Genomic DNA, 17115 nt, shown 5'->3' on the forward strand with positions numbered 1-17115 from the left:
AAAATCATGACTCAGAACATTTCCCTCACCACTTGGCAAAAGAAGCAAGCGGCTCTCCTATACTATTTTTCATCATCAAGTTATTTAGAGGGGCTTCGCGATCGAGTCTATCAAATAAAATCTTTTGCTGAATCAAAAGTCAATCAAAGCCGCATTGAGGGAAGGGATCGATTCTTGCATAGCGCACAATGGGGGGATCGCGACACGACCGAGAACTGGTCAAATTGCGCCTGGCAATTTTTAGCTGATTTTCAACAGTCTGTCACGAAAGCCATATCTGATCGCTCCTCCAATATTTTCCATGTCACAGGCACTCACCAATGTGCTCGCGGATTAAGCGAGTATTCGATGCAATGGGCCACTGTCGACGAAGAAGAGCAATTTGATGCCATGTTCGCCGAACTCTCAAATTATGCTCGCAAGATCGATAGCACAATGCAGAAACGTTATCAAGTAAGTTGGTGGAGCGACTTTGAACTTGCGCTGGCATGGGTAGATCATGCATCGGCAATGCAGACAATTCCAAAGTTTCGGGTATTGCCAGAGGTCATTTCAGGTACGGACCAAGTACCGCCCCGAACCGGTGTATATGTCGCCGTTGACGATCCGCACGCTTCTCTGCAGTTCGCATGGAATGGCTCACCACATGGCAAACTAATACCGAGCTCGACATTTAACGATCTGGGTCTAGCAGCTTTGGCCGCAGTTGGACGATCCAGGCTCTGGATCGATGAAGCAGCAATGCGTGACTTTGTTTTGGCAAACTTGTCAAACCCAGATCTGGCAAGCGATGAATACGCGAACAGTTCACTAAGTCTCGCATTAGCTCCAAGTTTGGTCGCACGCTATGCATTCACGGCGCGTCCGACACACTGGTGTTTTGTCGAGATTGTAGAAGGAGAATTCGAATCCATAGAAGAAGTTGAAACGTCCACGCCCTCTGCCACACGGGCGACCCAACGCTTCCAAGCAGGCGACAAGTGTCAGAACTCGGGTTACTACTTCACGCCCGCGCGCCTAGAGTCGAGACGTCGGTTCGAGCATGGCGAGGCGTTTCCAGATGTCGAGTCATCGTATGGAAAAACTATCTGGCAATGGGACACCCAGCAAGACTGACAGACGGAGCGGCAGCCAGGATTTGACCGCCCTCCAGCAAACTCCGCACACCGCTGCTACAATCCTCCCGCCTGCTGCTCAGCAGGCAACAACTTAATTACGTCTTCGGGGCGGGGTGCGATTCCCCACCGGCGGTATGACCTTCACAGGTCGAGCCCGCGAGCGCCTGCTCAACTCCCATTGAGCAGGGTCAGCAGACCTGGTGAGAAGCCAGGGCCGACGGTATAGTCCGGATGAAAGAAGATGTGCGCTGTCATGCGCCTGATCACCCGTGCCTTTGCGGTTGAACAGGTGCGCGGTTTCGCTTTGCCCTGATGCGTTTTTCGCCAACCACTGCGAGGAGCGTTTCACATGTTAGTCCCTACCTACACCCTTCAAAGCAATGACCTCGAAGGTCGTATCGCCGCCGCCCTGGCCGCCATGCGCGCCGGTATTCCCGTCATCCTGCTCGACGACTTCGACCGCGAGAACGAGGCCGACCTGATCGTCGCCGCCGAAAAACTGAGCGTCGAATCCATGGCGCTGATGATCCGTGAATGCAGCGGCATCGTCTGCCTGTGCCTGTCCGACGAGAAGGTGCGCGCGCTCGAACTGCCGCCGATGGCGCCGGAAAACGGCAGCCGCTACGGCACCCCGTTCACGGTCTCGATCGAAGCCCGCCATGGCGTGACCACCGGCGTTTCGGCCGCGGACCGCGTCTCCACCATCCAGGCCGCGATCGCGCGCAATGCGCAGCCGGACGACCTGGTGCGTCCCGGTCACGTGTTCCCGCTGCGCGCCACGCCGGGCGGCGTGCTGGCGCGCGCCGGCCACACCGAAGGCTCGGTTGACCTGGCCAAGCTGGCCGGCCTGCAGCCGGCCGCCGTGCTGTGCGAGCTGATGAACCCGGACGGCACCATGATGCGCGGCGAGCAGATCGAGCAGTTCGCCGAAGAGCGCGCCTTCCCGATCCTCACCATCGCCGAACTGATCCAGTGGCGCCGGGCACGCGCGCTGTAAGATAAAAAATGAAAAAACCCGGGTTGCCAGCATGCTGGCCCCCGGGCTTTTTTCAAGCTGCCTGCGCATCCATGGCGCAGGCTCGGAAGATCACTCTCCCAACAAGCTGTTCACCGGCACCAGGTCCGCCTCGCGCAGCGAACCGGCCGCCGCCTTCAGGCGCAGGCCGTTGATGATCACGTCATAGCGCGCGCGCGACAGGTCGGTGCGGGTCTGGTACAGCTGGCGCTGGGCGTTCAGCACGTCGATATTGATACGCACGCCCACCTGGTAACCCAGCTTGTTCGACTCCAGCGCCGACTGGCTCGACACTTCCGCCGCTTCCAGCGCCTTGACCTGGGCCAGGCCGCTATTCACGCCCAGGAACGACTGGCGCGCCTGCAGCGCCGCGTTGCGGCGGGTCGCTTCCAGGTCGTTGCGGGACTTGTCTTCCAGCGCGATCGATTCGCGCACCCGGCTGGTGACGGCGAAGCCGCTGAAGATCGGCACGCTCCACTGCACGCCGATCGCATTGTTCTTCGTGTCGCCCGAGCTGCCGGTGCGGCCGTTGACGTCGCGGCGGGTCGAGCTCGCCACCAGGTCGACGGTCGGCAGGTGGCCGGCGCGGTTGCGCGAGATGTCGCGCATGGCGATCTCGACCTGCAGCTGGCCGACGGTCACGCCATAGTTCTGGTTCTCGGCCGACGATACCCAGGGATCGACCGTGGCCGGCTGCGGTACCGCCAGCGTCACACCCGGCTTCAGTGCGGCCAGATTGCCCGGCGCGGTGCCGATGATCGTCTGCAGCGTGTTGCGCTTGTTGTCCAGGTCATTGACGGCAGCGAATTCCTGCGCCAGCACCAGGTCATACGCGGCCTGCGCCTCGTGGGTGTCCGTGATGGTCTGGGTACCGACCTCGAAGTTGCGCTTGGCCGACGCGAGCTGTTCGGTGGTCGCTTCCTTCTGGGCGCGGGTCGACTCCAGCGCATCCTGCGCCGCCAGCACGTCGAAATAGGCCGTGGCCACGCGCGTGATCAGGTCTTGCTGGGCCTGGGCGAACTGCGCCTCGGCGATCGCCTGCTGCAGCTTGCTCTGCTGGTAAGTCTGCCAGCGATCCCAGCGGTACAGCGGCTGCTGCAGCGACAGCGTGTATTCGTTGGTGCGCAGGTTCGAACCGCTCGAATCGATGATGCCCGGCTGGCCGTTCGGCAAGGTGCCCACCTGGCCGATATTCCATGGATCGAAGTCGCTGTCGTTCTTGCTGATTCCACCACTGAGACCCACGGTCGGCAGCAAGCCTGCACGCCCCTGTGTGATCCGCTCGCGGCCGGCGGCCAGCGAGGCGCGCGCGCTCGCATACGTCGCATCGTTGGCCAGCGCCTGCTGGTACACCTGGATCAGGTCGGCAGCATGTGCGTTGAGCGAGAAGCACGCGCTGGCAAGCAGCACGGCAAGTAGGGGTTTCTGCATTGCTATCTCCACAGGAGTCATCTAGTTGAGGATCAGGTCAATACTTCGGCATCGACGGATCGACCTGTACGGCCCAGGCGTGTACCCCGCCCGTTAAATTCGTTACGTTACTGAACCCGTTACGCTCGAGGAAGGCAGCCACGTTCATGCTGCGCGCGCCGTGGTGGCAGATGCACACCACTTCCCGGTCGTCGTCGATCTCGCCCACGCGGACCGGAATCAGGTGCATCGGGATCTGGGTCGAGCCTGCGATCTTGCAGGTCTCGAATTCCCAGTCCTCGCGCACGTCGAGCAGCAGCGGCTGCTCGCGCGCCGGGTCGGCCAGCCAGGCGGCCAACTCGGGTGCGGTTATCTGTCGCATCGCTCGTCCTCAGAAGGTGAAGCGCGACGGCGCTTCGGCGCCGGTCAGCGGCTTGGTCACGGTCTCGAACACCTTGACCGCGTCGTGCGCCGTTTCCGAGGTGCGGGTGATCAGCTGGCAAGTCATCGCCGGCGCCTCGCCCAGGATGGCGATCATGCGGCCGCCCACCTTCAGTTGCTTGACCAGGGCTTCCGGCAGCACCGGCAGGCCGCCCGAGACCACGATCACGTCGTATTCGGTGCCCGTCGACCAGCCCTGGGCGCCATTGCCTTCTTCCACGCTGACATTGATCACACCCGCCTTGGCCAGGTTTTCCTTGGCCAGGGTGACGCTTTCTGGCTGGATCTCGACCGTGGTCACGTGACGCGCGGTGTGCGCCAGCAGCGCGGTCATGTAGCCGGAACCGGTGCCGATCTCCAGCACGTTCTCATGTTTCTGCACCGCGATCTCTTGCACGATGCGCGCTTCGACCTTCGGATTGAACATCGTTTCGCCGCCCGCCAGCGGGATCTCGACGTCGGCAAATGCCAGGTTCTCGTAGGCCTTCGGCACGAATTGTTCGCGCTTGACCACGTGCAGCAGCGCCAGCACGTCCTCGTCCAGGACGTTCCAAGGACGGATTTGCTGTTCGATCATGTTGAAGCGGGCTTGTTCGATATTCATTTCAGTTCTCGGTGGAAAAATAAATAATCCGATATTCTAATCGCTCAATGGCCTCTGGACGCACATCTTAACGATGCACGGCCGAGCCAGAGGAAAATTGCGACAGTCTGCAGTTTGGGGGGGATGAACGCCAGAAATCCGTCCCTGGCGTGATTGACAAGTTACTTGGATGGAGGAAGCAGGCCGTGCAGGGTGATGTCGAGGAAGGCTTCCAGGAAGGCCTCGGGCTGCAGGTCGCAGCGCTCGCAGGGGGCGATCGTATGCTTCCAGGTCGAGAGCATCAGCAGCGGCGCGATCAGCACCTGGGCCGTCTGCGACACGTCGATCGCGCGGAATTCGCCGCGGCGGATGCCGCGCTCGAGCATGTTCGAAATCATGCGCATGCGGCGCGTCATGACCTCTTCCTGGTAAAAGCGCGCCAGTTCAGGGAAATTATCGGCTTCGGCGAGGATCAGCTTGCTGATGCCTGAGGCCTTGGTCGAGCCGATGCGCACCCACCACGACAGCATCACATGGCGCAGTAATTCGGCGCTATGCCCATCGAACTCCGCCACCGAGGTCTCGGCATCGTCGATCATCGGCAGGATGGTCTGGCGGACGACGGCCTTGAACAAGTCTTCCTTGTTGGCGTAATACAGGTAAAGCGTTCCCTTCGACACCCCCGCGCGGCGCGCCACGTCTTCCAGGCGCGTAGAGGCGAAACCGCGTTCGACGAACAGCTCCATGGCAGATGCCAGGAGTTCCTTGGGACGCGCATCCTTGCGACGTTCCCAGCGCGGCTTGCTGTCAAGTTGGCAGTCCATATTCCCGCCCAGAAATTATCTAAGGAACAACCAATATAGACCGCGCTCGTCCGTACAGTCAAGCAAGCGTTGTATAACCGAAACTATATTAGTCGAAATATGGTAGTAACCGTAGATTAAACCGGTTTCACGAAGATGTTGCCGGCCATTGCAGACGACGGAGGTATACTGGCGGGCTCTGTTTCAGGCAATCCTCGATGTCCATGTCCGCCTCTTTCCAGTGCCGGCCGCAATGCGGCGCCTGCTGCACCGCGCCCTCGATCACCAGCCCGATTCCCGGTATGCCAAACGGCAAACCGGCCGGGGTGCGTTGCGTGCAATTGGGAGAGGATGAACGCTGCCGCATCTTTGGGCAACCGGAACGGCCGGCCTTCTGCGGCGGCCTGCAGCCATCGCACGAGATGTGCGGCGACGACCGCCCGCAGGCGATCCGCTGGCTGAGCGAGCTGGAAAAGGCTACCGCACCTGCCTGCGCATCTTCCTGAGCTAGACCGCCGATTTTCCACGCGCCTGTTGCACGCGCTGGAACAACCCGCCAAGGGTCAAGCCGTCATGCCAGACCTCGTCCAGCCGCAGGTCGTAGCGCTCGCGCAGAGCGCGCGCCAGCGGCTCGATGTCGGATGCGTCGGGCATCCAGCGTGCGGACCTGGCGGCGCGCACCACGCCCAGCACCTGGTCGTCGGGACGCAGGTGCAGCTTCTCGCTGTCGCCGAACGAGAAGGCGGCGCCGAACACCGACAGGAATTCGCGGATGTCTTTACGGGATGCGGATGGGAAGGAACTGCGCCAGACCCGGCCCTGGAAGGGTCGGTAGCGTAATGCGTTGGGCAACTGCCAGTCATGAAATGCCAGCCAGGACAGCGCGGCAAGGATGATGACCAATAATAGACTCATTGGGTGAGTGCAGGATTACTCATGGATTTAGTTTAGCACGCGATTTCACATTCGATGCAAGCGCTTTTTTCATTCGCGCGCAGGTCCAGGCGCCGGCCGGCCGCACATTACCCCCGCAAAATCGCCCGTACGGTTCAGTTAGCCCAACGGTGGCGGCCCGGCTCATGGTAAGCTTCGAGCCCAAGCCGGCGTGCCTGTCCCGGCTCGTCCCCAGATCACTTCCACACCAACACAATTCATGGATATTGCGCTCGCCATCAAGGCGATCATCATGGGCCTGGTCGAGGGCTTCACCGAATTTCTTCCGATTTCTTCCACTGGTCACCTGATTCTTGCGGGCGAATTGCTCAACTTCACAGGCGTCAGAGAAACGGTATTCAAGATCGTGATCCAGCTGGGCGCCGTGCTGGCCGTCGTCTGGGAGTACCGCGAGCGTGTCATGCGCCTGTTCGCCGGGCTGGGCTCGGATCCGCTGCAGCAGCGCTTCGCGCGCAACGTCGCGATCGCCTTCATGCCGGCCGCCGTGGCCGGCGTGCTGTTCAGCGCCACGATCACCGAACTCCTGTTCCACCCGGTGCCGGTGGCGATCGCCCTGGTCGTGGGCGGCGTCATCATCCTGTGGGTGGAACACCGCCAGCGCCAGCGCGCGACGCCGCCGCGGGTCGAGACGGTCGACCAGATGACGGCGCTCGATGCCCTGAAGGTCGGCTTCGCCCAGTCCTTCGCCCTGATTCCCGGCACCAGCCGTTCGGGCTCGACCATCATCGGCGGCATGCTGTTCGGCCTGTCGCGCAAGGCGGCCACCGAGTTCTCGTTCTTCCTTGCCATGCCGACGATGCTTGGCGCTACGGTGTATTCTGTGGTCAAGGAACGCGAGGCACTGTCGATGGCCGACGTCCCGATGTTCGGCCTCGGCTTCGTCTCGGCCTTCATCGCCGCCTTCCTGTGCGTGCGCTGGTTGCTGCGCTACATCAGCACGCACGACTTCACGATCTTCGCCTGGTACCGTATCGTATTCGGTATCCTGGTGCTGGTGACCGCTCACTTTGGCTTGGTCAACTGGTCGGAGTAAACTAGCGCCTTACCCAGATCCAAAACACTGAAACAGACAGTATGAATCCCGATATCGGCGCCGACCTCGGCGCGCGCGCTCTCCACGTGCTGGAGACGGTCTTCGGCTATCCCGCCTTCCGCGGGCAGCAGGGAGAGATCGTCGAACACGTGGCCAGCGGTGGCGACGCGCTGGTCCTGATGCCGACCGGCGGCGGCAAGTCGCTGTGCTACCAGATCCCCGCCCTGCTGCGCGACGGCGTCGGCGTCGTCGTCTCCCCGCTCATCGCGCTGATGCAAGACCAGGTCGATGCGCTGGAAGAAGTCGGCGTGCGCGCGGCCTTCCTCAACTCGACCCAGAGCTTCGAAGAAGCCATGCGCATCGAGCGCCTGGTGCGTACCGGCGAGATCGACCTGGTCTACGTGGCGCCCGAGCGCCTGATGACGCCGCGCTGCCTCGAACTGTTCGAAAGCAGCCGTATCTCGCTGTTCGCCATCGACGAGGCCCACTGCGTCTCGCAATGGGGTCATGACTTCCGGCCCGAATACATCCGGCTGTCGATCCTGCACGAGCGCTTTCCTAACGTGCCGCGCATCGCCCTCACCGCGACCGCCGACCAGCAGACCCGGGCCGAGATCGCGCACCGCCTGCAGCTCGAAGACGCGCGCCAGTTCGTCTCGTCGTTCGACCGTCCCAATATCCGCTACTCGATCGTCGAGAAAACCACCGGCCGCAAGCAGCTGATCGATTTCATCAGCAGCGAACACGCGCAGGATTCCGGCATCGTCTATTGCCTGTCGCGCAAGAAGGTCGAGGAGACGGCGGACTTTTTGAACGAGCACGGCATCCGCGCCATGGCGTATCACGCCGGCATGGAGCACACGGTGCGCGCCGCCAACCAGGCCCGCTTCCTGCGCGAAGAGAATATCGTCATGGTCGCCACCATCGCCTTCGGCATGGGCATCGACAAACCCGACGTGCGTTTCGTCTGCCACCTCGACCTGCCCAAGAGCATCGAGGGCTATTACCAGGAGACGGGCCGCGCCGGCCGTGACGGCGCTCCTGCCAGCGCCTGGATGGCCTATGGCCTGCAAGACGTGGTCCTGCAGCGCCGCATGATCGACGAATCCGAGGCCGACGAAACCTTCAAGCGCGTGCTGTCGATGAAGCTCGACGCCATGCTGGGCCTGTGCGAAACGCTCAGCTGCCGGCGCATGCGCCTGCTCGACTACTTCGGCGAGCGCTCCGGCCCTTGCGGCAACTGCGATACCTGCCTGGTGCCGCCGGTCAGCTTCGACGGCTCGGTGCCGGTGCAAAAGCTGCTGTCGGCCATCTACCGGGTCGACCAGCGCTTCGCCGGCGGCCACGTGATCGACGTGCTGCGCGGCGCGCAGACCGAGCGCATCAGCCAGTGGCATCACGACAAGCTCACCGTGTATGGCGTCGGCGCCGACCGCTCCGAACAGGAATGGCGCGCCATCCTGCGGCAAGCGATCGCCCTCGGCCTGGTGACGGTCGACCACGACGCCTTCAGTTCGCTCAAGCTCACCGACGCCGCGCGCCCGGTGCTCAAGGGCGAGCAGAAGGTGCAGCTGCGCCAGTACCAGAAGCCGGTCAAGGCAAAGCGTCCGTCCACCTCGCGCTCGAGCTACGAAGAAACCGAACTGTCGCGCGACGAACAGGCGATCTTCGACCGCCTGCGCTCGTGGCGCATGGGCACCGCGCGCGAGCACGGCGTGCCGGCCTATGTCGTGTTCCAGGATGCGACCTTGCGCGAGATCGCCAAGGTCAAGCCGTCGTCGATCGACCAGCTGCGCGGCGTATCGGGCGTCGGTGAGAAGAAGCTCGTCTCGTATGGCGACGAGATCGTCGCGATCATCAACGAGATGAGCTGACCGGACTACTCCCGGAACAGGTGGGTGAAACTGCGGCTGACCGGGAGCACCTCGTCGCTCCCGCGCAGCAGCACCTGCATGCGTTCGGCATCGACCCGCTCGGCCGCCCGGATCGCATTCACGTTCACCAGCGTGCCGCGGTGGATCTGCCAGAACAGGCCCGCATCGAGTCCGCCCACCAGGTCCTTGAGCGGGATGCGCACCAGCGCCTCCGAGTCGGCCAGCACCACCCGCGTGTACTTGGTGTCGGCCTGGAAGAACAGCACCTCCTCGACGTCGATCAGGCGAATCTGCTTGCCGACGCTGGCCTTGAGCCATTTGAGCTTTTCGCGCTTCGGTGGCGGCGACGCCGCCTTCACCTGCTGTACCACCTCGCTGACATCGTCCGGACGGGCGTCCAGCTTCTCGCGCAGGCGCGCCAGGGCCTTGTCGAGCCGACCCGGCTGGATGGGTTTGAGCAGGTAGTCGACCGCACCGGTGTCGAAGGCATCGACCGCATACTGGTCGTAAGCGGTGACGAACACCACGTGCGAACGGCGGCCGATGCGCTCGGCCACTTCCAGGCCCGACATGCCGGGCATGCGGATGTCGAGAAAGACCACCTGCGGCTCGTGCTCGAGCCAGGCGTCCCAGGCATCGATGCCGTTCTCGGGCGCAGCGACTACCTGGGCTTCGGGCCAGGCCGTGGCCAGCATGCCGAGCAGGCGCTCGCGCATCAGGGGTTCGTCTTCGGCGACCAGCACTGTGACACTCATTTCGGCTCCTTGCAGGGGATGGCGATTTCGGCCAGCAGGCCAGGTTCGGCTTCGGAGAGCAGCAGGCAGGCTCCTTCGCCATAGGCCAGGCGCAGGCGGTGGCGTACGTTTTCCAGGCCGGTGCCGGCGCCCGGCGTGTCGCTCATGCCGACGCCGCTGTCGCGCACCCGGATGCGGATCGTTCCCTCGTCGTCGTGGGCCGTGACGACGATCTCGCCGCCGTGCAGGGACGGTTCGATGCCATGCTTGATCGCGTTCTCGGCCAGGGTCAGCACCAGCATGCTGGGCACCTGGGTGGCTGCCAGCGCTTCCGGCACGTCGACCGTGTAGCGCAGCCGTTCGCCCATACGGATCTGCATCACCCGCAGGTAGGACTCGACCAGACCGAATTCGGTGGCCAGCGCCACCTGCTCGCAGCGCATATCGCTCATGCTGCCGCGCAGGAAGTCGATCAGGTGGGCCGTGAGTTCGGCAGCGCGCGGAGCACCCTGCTCGGCCAGCTGCTGCACTGCGCCCAGGGTGTTGAACAGGAAGTGCGGTTCGATCTGGGCGCGCAGCAGGCGCAGTTGGGTTTCGCTCAGTTCGCGCGCCAGGCGTTCCTGCTCGGCATCGCGTTTGAGTTGCGCGGCCTGGATTTCGTAGTGACGATTGCGCAGTACGGCAACCAGGATGACCGGTATCGCCACCAGTGCAGTCACGACGAGTATCACGGTCACGACGATCCTGGGCAGCTTGTCGACCAGGATGGACCAATGGCTGCCCGTCTCGAACATCGCGGTCAATCCGCCGAACAGCCCGCCCACCAGGCCGAGGCCGACGATCGTGACCAGCGCCCTGCCCTTGGCGCGCACGACCTTCCCGTAGTTGAACCAGACGCCGATCAGCGACATGGCCACCGCAATGCCGATCGCATTGGCGGCGACGACCGTTTGCCACCATGGTGTCGACGGCAGGAAGGCAAGATTGATCAGGAAACCGAGCACCGACAGCACGACGCTCAGCTTGAGCACCGCCAGCAGGGCGGCCGAGGTGCTGACGGTACTGGAAAACTTGTACAGGGATTCGCGCTCGGCGGGCGACATTTCCGCCAGCTTGCGGGCGAAAAAACGGCGGCAGCCGGCCGGCACCTGATCCACCAGCGCAGGGTCGCGCAGGACCGCGAGCTGCTCTGATTCCACCTCACGGTTCCATTGTTCGATGCGTTTCCACATGCCGTTCTCCTCTGTGCTCGTTAATGTATATCAACGAGTCCAGTCTAGGAACTTCCGGTGGCCCGGGACAGCAGGTGGCGACGAACGACGAAGACGGGGGAACGAACGACGATTCGCCCCCGGATTGACACTTACTTGCGCGTGAAGACCAGGTCCCAGACGCCGTGACCCAGCTTGATGCCGCGGTTCTCGAACTTGGTCAGCGGACGGTATGCAGGCTGCGGCGCATAGCCCTCGGCGGTGTTGACCAGCTCCGGCTCGGCGCTCAAGACCTCGAGCATCTGCACCGCATAGTCTTCCCAGTCGGTCGCCAGGTGCAGGTAGCCGCCCGGCGCGATCTTCTGGCACAGCAGCTTGACGAAGGCCGGCTGGATCAGGCGGCGTTTGTTGTGGCGCGCCTTGTGCCATGGATCTGGGAAGAACACGTGCACGCCGTGCAGCGAGCCGTCGGCGATCGTGTGGTTCAGCACTTCGAACACGTCGTGCTGGACCAGGCGCAGGTTATCGATGCCCTGCTCGCCGATCTGCTTGAGCAGGCTGCCCACGCCCGGCGTGTGTACTTCGACGCCCAGGAAGTCCTTCTCGGGCATCAGCTTCGCGATATGGGCCGTGGTGTCGCCCATGCCGAAGCCGATTTCGAGAACCACCGGCGCCTTGCGGCCGAAGGCCTGTTCGAGGTCGAGCGTTTCCTTCTTGTATTCGATCAGGAACTTGGGTCCATGCTCCTCGAAAGCCCGCGCCTGCGCGGTCGACAGCCGCCCTGCGCGCGTGACGAAACTGCGGATGCGGTGTTCGGTTGGATCGTACAGCATGGACCGTGCCGGACCACTGGTAGGCTTTTCAGAAGACATGGGGAGCGTTGAGTATGCGGAAAAAACGGCTGTCATTATAGCGCAGCTGCTCCCACCATCGACCGTGCGTGGCGGCAAGGCGGAATCGCGCATAATTGGTGTCTTCCCCCAGCAACGCCGGAGCTCCTTGCCATGCACTCGACGAAACACCCGATCGCCATCGAAGACAGTGTCGCCACCCTGAACCTGACGTCGTTCCACTACGGCGTAGCCGGCAGCGGCAAGAAGGTGTACATCCAGGCCGCGATCCACGCCGACGAAGTGCCGGCAATGCTGGTCGCACACCTGCTGCGCGGGCAGCTCGACAAGCTCGATGCCGAAGGGCGCATCAAGGGTGAGATCGTCCTGGTCCCGGCAGCCAACCCGCTCGGCCTGTCCCAGGTGCTGCATGGCGCGCCCTTCGGCCGCTACGACCTGTCCACCGGCCTGAACTTCAACCGCTCCTATCGCCACGTGGCCGCCGCCCTCAAAAGCGCGCTCGAAGGCCGGCTGGGCCAGGACGCTGCGGCCAACGTCGCGCTGATCCGCGAGCTGGCCCGCGACGAGGTGGCGGCCTGGGAGCCGGCGGACAATGCCGCCACGCTCAAGAAACTCCTGCTGACGATGGCGATCGACGCCGACATCGTGCTCGACCTGCACTGCGATAACGAGGCGGTGCTGCACATGTACACCGGCACGCCGCTGGTCGACGTGATCCAGCCACTGGCCGACCTGATGGGCGCGCGCGTGCTGCTGGTGGCGAAGGAGTCGGGCGGCGAAGCCTTCGACGAAGCCTGCAGCCGGGTGTGGTGGGACCTGGCCGACCATTTTACGGACGCCGCCATTCCGCCCGCCTGCGCCGCTGTCACTGTCGAACTGCGCGGCGAGAACGACGTGAACTACGACTATGCGCAGCAGGATGCCGACGCCATCCTGCAGTACCTGGCGCATGTGGGTGTGCTCGACATCCCGGCGAACGCCCTGCCTGCGGCGCACTGCGGCCCGACGCCGCTCGATGCGGTCGAGCCTTTGGTGGCGCCGCACGCGGGCGTGCTGGTGTTTCGCAAGAAGCTGGGCGATCAGGTGGCGGCGGGCGAGCCGATCGCGGACATCGTCAATCCGGTCAGCGGCCAGGTGACCACCGTGTCGGCCAGCCGTCCGGGACTGCTGTTCGCCAGCACGGCGCACCGGCACCTGCTGCGTGGGATGCATATTTGCAAAGTGGCGGGAACGGATTCGTTCAGGTTGGGCAATCTGTTGTCGAGCTAAAGGCCTTTTGCTGAGGTCACTTGGCCTTGGCAAATGGTTGCGATTGCACAATGTTCTCACCCGCCGGGCGACAATAATCCCAGTTCGCCCAAAAGGACTTCCGGGCAGGTCCAACCCACCGCAGGGAGAAGCCCGAGTATGCTGCCTACCCTCCTTAATCGCGTACTTGGCTCGACATCGCTGGCTTTCGTGCTCGTGACGCAGACAGGTGCGGCGCCACACGTAGCCGACGAGAAGATCGCCATTGTCGGCAGCCTGTACAAGGCATTTGCATGGCAGGTACTTTCAAGCTCAGACGATCTCTTTGGCAAACCGCTGGCGCAGCAAGAGGACCCGGTCCTTCGTCGCTATTTCGACCAGGAGCTGACTTCTCTACTGATCAAGGATCGTCTTTGCGTCGCCAAGGTCGGTGGGATCTGCAACCTCGACTTCGACCCGATCTTCGCCTCGCAAGACCCTGCCGCAGTCGACTTGTCGATCCGTTCCATGCCGAACGATATCGTGGCTGTCGAATTTACCTATCCTGCTAATGGCGAGAAGGTAAAGCTGGAATATCGCCTGACCAAAAACCAGGGTGCATGGCGCATCGGCGACATTCGTTATCCGGGCATGTCGGATGCCTCTCTCAAACAGCTGCTCGCGCGTAAGCTTCCTGACAGCGGAAAATAGCCGCTCAATGTACTGGCGAACGCCTTGCATGCCTGAAGAGTAAACCGGCCGCAACCGCGAGGATGGCGAACGTCGGCAGCAGCCAGGCATAACAGACGCGCAGCTCCATCAGAGTTGCCCCGCTCACCGCGCACCACGCCAGCGGGATCAGCCAGGCAATCGGGTGCGCACGACAGGCCAGCAGCACGCCCAAGGTCGCAATCGCGGTCGGATCGGGTACGATGCCGAACACCTCGGCCTGGCTCCAGCCACGGCCGCTACCCGGCGCCAGTAGCGGGTACGCGATCACCGCCAGGCCGGTCAGCCCCAGCGCTACCTGCTTCTGCATCCCGGCCGGCGTCGCAGCGCGCGACTGCAGCGCCATGAAGCACAGCATCACGGCCTGCACGCCGAAGGCGAGCGCGAACCAGGGGCCGGCGGTATTGATGTCCGCATAGCGTTCCAGTTGATACGCCCACCCCACCCAGCCCCAGGCCACGGCCAGCACCAGCAGCGCGATGCGGCGGGTGTGGGCGCCAGGGCGCGCGATGCAGCCGATGACGATCAGGCCGGCCGCCAGCGCCAGCAGGTGCGCGGGCCAGACCGCCTCGTTGTACAGGGCGATGAGCCGGTAGTAGCTGCGTTGCGAGAACATCAGGAAGTCTGACAGTGTATAGGTCCACCACTCGCTCATGCCAGCCTTTCGGCATCCTGGGCGATGCGCTTGCGCAGGGCCTCGTCGGGCATCCGGCCAGTGCCGGCCAGCAGGTTCTCGCGCACGTGGGCCACGTTCGAGGTGGCGGGGATCGCGCAGGTGACGGCGGGATGGGACACAAGGAACTTCAGCAGCGCCTGCGCCCAGGTGGTGCAGCCGATATCCGCGGCCCAGCCGGGCAGCGGCTTGCCGGCCAGCGCCTGCGTCAAATCTCCCTGGCGGAACGGCCGGTTGACGATCACGCCGATGCGGCGCTCGCGCGCCAGCGGCAGGATGCGCTGTTCGACCTCGCGGTCGAGGGCGTTGTACGAGATTTGCACGAAGTCGATAGGGTGCGAGGCCATGATCTTCTCGATCTCGCCGTGGCGCCGCCCTTCGGACGTCGTGATGCCGACATAGCGCAGCCGCCCCTCCTTCTTCATCGCCAGCAGGGTCTGCAGATGCTCTTCCCACGACAGCAGGTTATGCACCTGCAGCAGGTCGAAGCGTGGCACGCGCCACAGTTTTCGGGAAGTCTCGATCTGCTGCACGCCACGGGCGCCGCCGCTGATCCACACCTTGTCGGCCGAGAACAAGGTCGGCGGCTTGATGGCTTGCACGGCTTCGCCGATCACGTCCTGGGCCGAGCCGTACATGGGGGACGAGTCGATCATCCGGCCGCCGCCAGCGAGGAACTGGCGCATCACCTCCTGGCATTCCTTGCGCGCCTGCGGGTCGCGGCCGACGTTGAAGGTGATCCAGCTGCCCAGGCCGATGACGGGGATCTGCTCACCGGACGAGGGGATCGGGCGGGTGAGCAGCGGCGCCCTGGCTGGCGCGGCGTGCAGCATTGGCAGGGCCAGGCTGCCGGATGCGGCGAGCATTGCTTGCAGTAGGCGGCGGCGTGAAGGTGAGTCCAGTATCATCCTTGTTCCTCGCATGGCTGAGTGCAGGAATCAACAGGATACTGCGTCTAAAGATGAGATGGCGCTGCTATCAGTGCTGTTCCGGCCCGGACGGTGGCTTGTCGCGCAGTTGGCGCCGCAGACGCCGATTGTCGAGCCAGAGCGTTACCATCGCAATGGCCGCCAGCACGACAAATCCGTTTTCGCCGAGGTAGCGCCAGAAGGCCCATGCTGCCCCTGCTGCGACGAGGCCCGTCAACAGCAGCAGAGAGCGGTCTTTGAATGATGTCTTGAAGATCATTTCATGAGCATCGGCGGATACGACATGATCGCGTGGAGCGGGTGAAGGGAATCGAACCCTCGTATGAAGCTTGGGAAGCTGCCGTTCTACCATTGAACTACACCCGCGTTGCCAGCATTCTACGCGCGTTTGGGACGGTTTGACAATTTCCCGTCCCTCCCGCGCCTGCCCCGGATCAATCCGGCTGCTCGACCGTATATCCCTTCGCTGCCAGCGCAGCAATCACCCCTTTCGGGTCGAAGATACTCTCGATCTTCAGCACGGCGAAGGTCGAGGCATTGGCCGCGAGCGCCTTCTCGGCCGAAGCAATCCACATCGCATCCGCGCGTGCCTTCATGTTCTTGAATTCGGGCTCGGCATCGAATGCCGCGCTGTTCATCAGGGCGCCGAAGCAGGCCTCTTCACGCGTGGCGAAGTCCAGCTTGCGCATCTCATCCACGTCGCCCTTGGCCCATGCATTGGCGCGCCGGCTGGCGGCCTCGAGGTCCTGTTCCAGCGTAGCCATCGTGCGCGTCAGGCAGGCGGCGTCGCCCAGGGTCGATTTCTTGAAATTCTTCAGCACCGTGCGCGCATTGTCCATCGGCAGCTGGAAGGTCGACGCGGTCTCCTTCAGCTTCGCCTTCTTGACCAGGTCCAGCAGCGGCTTGCGCACCGTGTAGCTGTCGACCAGGCCCGCCTGCTTGCGCGCGGCGTTCGACAACACCTCCGCCGCGAAGATCGGACGCTCGCGCTCGACGTCATCGTTCTCAGGCAGGTACTTGGCCTTGAGCGCGGTCCAGCGCGCGTAGTCTTCGGCCGGCATCACGTCGCGCAAGGTTGCGCCATCCGGATTCTTGCGCATACCGATCATGCTCGGCAATAGTGTGATCGACTTGAAGAAACCGGGATTGGCTGAAGCGGTTGGCGGCGACAGGTATTCCTGCGAATTACGGATCACATTCTCGACCTGCTGCGAGCGCCACTGCATGTCCTGCGGCACCGGCCCGTACATGCCGAACACCCACAAGACGTGCTCGCCCTTCGACACTTTCCACATACCCGGGCCGGGACGCTGGGCCACGACGTGGATCTGCTCCGGCACCGGTTCGGCAGCGGTCTCAAGCGCATCGACGGCGGCCTGCGCCGTGACGGCCACATCTTCCGATTGCGCCCAGGCGGGAGCGGCCAGCATGCATATGCAGAAAGCAGGTACGGCGAGCTTGTTCATGAAATGATCCGGTGATGAGAATCGCCAGATCTTACGCCAATGGCATCGTTGGCGAACCCGCTGT

The 17115-nt window shown here is 63.1% G+C and carries 19 protein-coding genes, 1 tRNA gene and 1 riboswitch; of the genes, 7 read left to right on the forward strand and 13 right to left on the reverse strand.

The window, feature by feature from the left end:
* The first annotated feature begins 6 nt into the window (after window positions 1-6).
* Window positions 7-1116, forward strand: a complete 1110-nt coding sequence (locus tag FVD38_RS15505; protein WP_147935647.1) for a hypothetical protein — start codon at window positions 7-9, stop codon at window positions 1114-1116.
* A gap of 97 nt (window positions 1117-1213) precedes the next feature.
* A riboswitch (FMN riboswitch) is annotated at window positions 1214-1365 on the forward strand.
* A gap of 102 nt (window positions 1366-1467) precedes the next feature.
* On the forward strand, window positions 1468-2115 hold the full coding sequence (ribB, locus tag FVD38_RS15510; RefSeq protein WP_123067824.1) for a 3,4-dihydroxy-2-butanone-4-phosphate synthase: 648 nt from the start codon (window positions 1468-1470) through the stop codon (window positions 2113-2115).
* Between the two features lie 90 nt (window positions 2116-2205).
* On the opposite strand, the gene FVD38_RS15515 is transcribed toward ribB, so the two are convergent.
* The 4 genes from FVD38_RS15515 to FVD38_RS15530 form a co-directional block, all read right to left on the reverse strand.
* Window positions 2206-3564, reverse strand: a complete 1359-nt coding sequence (locus tag FVD38_RS15515) for a TolC family outer membrane protein (protein ID WP_147935648.1) — start codon at window positions 3562-3564, stop codon at window positions 2206-2208.
* A gap of 37 nt (window positions 3565-3601) precedes the next feature.
* The gene (locus tag FVD38_RS15520) at window positions 3602-3925 is read right to left on the reverse strand and encodes a rhodanese-like domain-containing protein (RefSeq protein WP_123067826.1); all 324 of its coding nucleotides are present in this window, start codon (window positions 3923-3925) and stop codon (window positions 3602-3604) included.
* Between the two features lie 9 nt (window positions 3926-3934).
* Complete coding sequence (locus tag FVD38_RS15525; RefSeq protein WP_147935649.1) at window positions 3935-4588, reverse strand: protein-L-isoaspartate O-methyltransferase family protein; 654 nt, start codon at window positions 4586-4588, stop codon at window positions 3935-3937.
* 161 nt (window positions 4589-4749) lie between these two features.
* The gene (locus FVD38_RS15530; RefSeq protein ID WP_147935650.1) at window positions 4750-5391 is read right to left on the reverse strand and encodes a TetR/AcrR family transcriptional regulator; all 642 of its coding nucleotides are present in this window, start codon (window positions 5389-5391) and stop codon (window positions 4750-4752) included.
* A 203-nt stretch (window positions 5392-5594) separates the two neighbouring features.
* On the opposite strand from FVD38_RS15530, the gene FVD38_RS15535 reads away from it, so the two are divergent.
* A complete protein-coding gene (locus FVD38_RS15535; RefSeq protein ID WP_308616899.1) occupies window positions 5595-5876 on the forward strand; it encodes a YkgJ family cysteine cluster protein in 282 nt (93 codons plus the stop codon).
* Between the two features lies 1 nt (window position 5877).
* On the opposite strand, the gene FVD38_RS15540 is transcribed toward FVD38_RS15535, so the two are convergent.
* Window positions 5878-6285 carry a hypothetical protein gene (locus FVD38_RS15540; protein WP_147935651.1) on the reverse strand — a complete coding sequence of 136 codons (408 nt, stop codon included), beginning with the start codon at window positions 6283-6285 and terminating at the stop codon, window positions 5878-5880.
* A 238-nt stretch (window positions 6286-6523) separates the two neighbouring features.
* On the opposite strand from FVD38_RS15540, the gene FVD38_RS15545 reads away from it, so the two are divergent.
* Together FVD38_RS15545 and recQ are read left to right on the forward strand one after the other, a co-directional pair.
* Entirely contained in the window at window positions 6524-7357 is an 834-nt protein-coding gene (locus tag FVD38_RS15545; RefSeq protein WP_147935652.1) for an undecaprenyl-diphosphate phosphatase, read from the forward strand.
* 41 nt (window positions 7358-7398) lie between these two features.
* A complete protein-coding gene (recQ, locus tag FVD38_RS15550) occupies window positions 7399-9231 on the forward strand; it encodes a DNA helicase RecQ (protein WP_147935653.1) in 1833 nt (610 codons plus the stop codon).
* A 5-nt stretch (window positions 9232-9236) separates the two neighbouring features.
* Here the strand turns inward: recQ and FVD38_RS15555 are convergent, their stop codons facing one another.
* The 3 genes from FVD38_RS15555 to trmB form a co-directional block, all read right to left on the reverse strand.
* Window positions 9237-9986: a LytR/AlgR family response regulator transcription factor gene (locus FVD38_RS15555; RefSeq protein ID WP_147935654.1), complete on the reverse strand. Its 750-nt coding sequence runs from the start codon at window positions 9984-9986 to the stop codon at window positions 9237-9239.
* Window positions 9983-11197 carry a sensor histidine kinase gene (locus FVD38_RS15560; RefSeq protein ID WP_147935655.1) on the reverse strand — a complete coding sequence of 405 codons (1215 nt, stop codon included), beginning with the start codon at window positions 11195-11197 and terminating at the stop codon, window positions 9983-9985. The genes FVD38_RS15555 and FVD38_RS15560 overlap by 4 nt, the downstream gene beginning before the upstream one ends.
* A gap of 131 nt (window positions 11198-11328) precedes the next feature.
* A complete protein-coding gene (gene trmB / locus FVD38_RS15565) occupies window positions 11329-12009 on the reverse strand; it encodes a tRNA (guanosine(46)-N7)-methyltransferase TrmB (protein ID WP_147935656.1) in 681 nt (226 codons plus the stop codon).
* A 171-nt stretch (window positions 12010-12180) separates the two neighbouring features.
* Between trmB and FVD38_RS15570 the strand changes: the two genes are divergently transcribed.
* Entirely contained in the window at window positions 12181-13296 is a 1116-nt protein-coding gene (locus tag FVD38_RS15570; RefSeq protein WP_147935657.1) for a succinylglutamate desuccinylase/aspartoacylase family protein, read from the forward strand.
* A 138-nt stretch (window positions 13297-13434) separates the two neighbouring features.
* Window positions 13435-13965 (forward strand): YqhG/Tai3 family protein, encoded by a 531-nt coding sequence (locus tag FVD38_RS15575; protein ID WP_147935658.1) that lies wholly within the window; start codon window positions 13435-13437, stop codon window positions 13963-13965.
* Window positions 13966-13969: 4 nt separating this feature from the next.
* Here the strand turns inward: FVD38_RS15575 and FVD38_RS15580 are convergent, their stop codons facing one another.
* The 5 genes from FVD38_RS15580 to FVD38_RS15600 form a co-directional block, all read right to left on the reverse strand.
* Entirely contained in the window at window positions 13970-14638 is a 669-nt protein-coding gene (locus FVD38_RS15580) for a DUF6064 family protein (protein ID WP_147935659.1), read from the reverse strand.
* A complete protein-coding gene (locus FVD38_RS15585) occupies window positions 14635-15522 on the reverse strand; it encodes an aldo/keto reductase (protein WP_229493712.1) in 888 nt (295 codons plus the stop codon). The genes FVD38_RS15580 and FVD38_RS15585 overlap by 4 nt, the downstream gene beginning before the upstream one ends.
* A 112-nt stretch (window positions 15523-15634) precedes the next feature.
* Window positions 15635-15844, reverse strand: a complete 210-nt coding sequence (locus tag FVD38_RS15590; RefSeq protein ID WP_147935661.1) for a hypothetical protein — start codon at window positions 15842-15844, stop codon at window positions 15635-15637.
* A gap of 33 nt (window positions 15845-15877) precedes the next feature.
* Window positions 15878-15951, reverse strand: a tRNA-Gly gene (locus FVD38_RS15595).
* Window positions 15952-16019: 68 nt separating this feature from the next.
* The gene (locus tag FVD38_RS15600) at window positions 16020-17051 is read right to left on the reverse strand and encodes a TraB/GumN family protein (protein WP_147935662.1); all 1032 of its coding nucleotides are present in this window, start codon (window positions 17049-17051) and stop codon (window positions 16020-16022) included.
* Window positions 17052-17115 lie beyond the last annotated feature (64 nt).

Source organism: Massilia arenae (assembly GCF_008014745.1).
In the GTDB taxonomy this organism is placed as follows: domain Bacteria; phylum Pseudomonadota; class Gammaproteobacteria; order Burkholderiales; family Burkholderiaceae_D; genus Telluria; species Telluria arenae.

Bases quoted from the DNA above. Each gene is read 5' to 3' on its own strand.
- FVD38_RS15505 (WP_147935647.1), top strand. From the start codon at position 7: ATGACTCAGAACATTTCCCTCACCACTTGGCAAAAGAAGCAAGCGGCT.
- ribB (WP_123067824.1), top strand. From the start codon at position 1,468: ATGTTAGTCCCTACCTACACCCTTCAAAGCAATGACCTCGAAGGTCGT.
- FVD38_RS15515 (WP_147935648.1), bottom strand. From the start codon at position 3,564: ATGCAGAAACCCCTACTTGCCGTGCTGCTTGCCAGCGCGTGCTTCTCG.
- FVD38_RS15520 (WP_123067826.1), bottom strand. From the start codon at position 3,925: ATGCGACAGATAACCGCACCCGAGTTGGCCGCCTGGCTGGCCGACCCG.
- FVD38_RS15525 (WP_147935649.1), bottom strand. From the start codon at position 4,588: ATGAATATCGAACAAGCCCGCTTCAACATGATCGAACAGCAAATCCGT.
- FVD38_RS15530 (WP_147935650.1), bottom strand. From the start codon at position 5,391: ATGGACTGCCAACTTGACAGCAAGCCGCGCTGGGAACGTCGCAAGGAT.
- FVD38_RS15535 (WP_308616899.1), top strand. From the start codon at position 5,595: ATGTCCGCCTCTTTCCAGTGCCGGCCGCAATGCGGCGCCTGCTGCACC.
- FVD38_RS15540 (WP_147935651.1), bottom strand. From the start codon at position 6,285: ATGAGTCTATTATTGGTCATCATCCTTGCCGCGCTGTCCTGGCTGGCA.
- FVD38_RS15545 (WP_147935652.1), top strand. From the start codon at position 6,524: ATGGATATTGCGCTCGCCATCAAGGCGATCATCATGGGCCTGGTCGAG.
- recQ (WP_147935653.1), top strand. From the start codon at position 7,399: ATGAATCCCGATATCGGCGCCGACCTCGGCGCGCGCGCTCTCCACGTG.
- FVD38_RS15555 (WP_147935654.1), bottom strand. From the start codon at position 9,986: ATGAGTGTCACAGTGCTGGTCGCCGAAGACGAACCCCTGATGCGCGAG.
- FVD38_RS15560 (WP_147935655.1), bottom strand. From the start codon at position 11,197: ATGTGGAAACGCATCGAACAATGGAACCGTGAGGTGGAATCAGAGCAG.
- trmB (WP_147935656.1), bottom strand. From the start codon at position 12,009: ATGCTGTACGATCCAACCGAACACCGCATCCGCAGTTTCGTCACGCGC.
- FVD38_RS15570 (WP_147935657.1), top strand. From the start codon at position 12,181: ATGCACTCGACGAAACACCCGATCGCCATCGAAGACAGTGTCGCCACC.
- FVD38_RS15575 (WP_147935658.1), top strand. From the start codon at position 13,435: ATGCTGCCTACCCTCCTTAATCGCGTACTTGGCTCGACATCGCTGGCT.
- FVD38_RS15580 (WP_147935659.1), bottom strand. From the start codon at position 14,638: ATGAGCGAGTGGTGGACCTATACACTGTCAGACTTCCTGATGTTCTCG.
- FVD38_RS15585 (WP_229493712.1), bottom strand. From the start codon at position 15,522: ATGCTCGCCGCATCCGGCAGCCTGGCCCTGCCAATGCTGCACGCCGCG.
- FVD38_RS15590 (WP_147935661.1), bottom strand. From the start codon at position 15,844: ATGATCTTCAAGACATCATTCAAAGACCGCTCTCTGCTGCTGTTGACG.
- FVD38_RS15600 (WP_147935662.1), bottom strand. From the start codon at position 17,051: ATGAACAAGCTCGCCGTACCTGCTTTCTGCATATGCATGCTGGCCGCT.